1 pseudogene is annotated in these 277 nt (G+C 41.9%); it reads right to left on the bottom strand.

Features of this window, described 5'->3' with window-relative positions:
* Window positions 1–14: 14 nt before the first annotated feature.
* Window positions 15–277 (bottom strand): annotated as a pseudogene (locus AAEY55_RS18275) (MaoC family dehydratase); the annotation flags it as partial.

Raw genomic sequence — 277 nt, 5'->3', positions numbered from 1 at the left:
CTTCTAAAGCATCACTATTTAACCATTTGCACCGATATCCACTCGGCAACCAATGCCGGTGTATCGCAGCCTTCTATTTCAATGGTCACTTCGGTCGATAGTCTAAATTGCCCTGGTTTTTTTTCTGCTATTGAAAGGGTTTTAGCATGCGCTCTAATGCGGCTATTGACGGTAACAGGTTGCAAAAATCGTACTTTATCGAAACCGGCATTTAGCCCCATATAGAAGCCATCGATAATGACGCTAAAATTTTCAGCAAAATGCGACAGCATAGATA

Origin of the sequence: Pseudoalteromonas sp. 120-MNA-CIBAN-0494 (assembly GCF_040308885.1) — a bacterium.
GTDB lineage: Bacteria > Pseudomonadota > Gammaproteobacteria > Enterobacterales > Alteromonadaceae > Pseudoalteromonas > Pseudoalteromonas nigrifaciens.
Note: the sequence above shows the minus strand (reverse complement) of the source record. Positions and strands in the feature narration are given on the sequence as shown.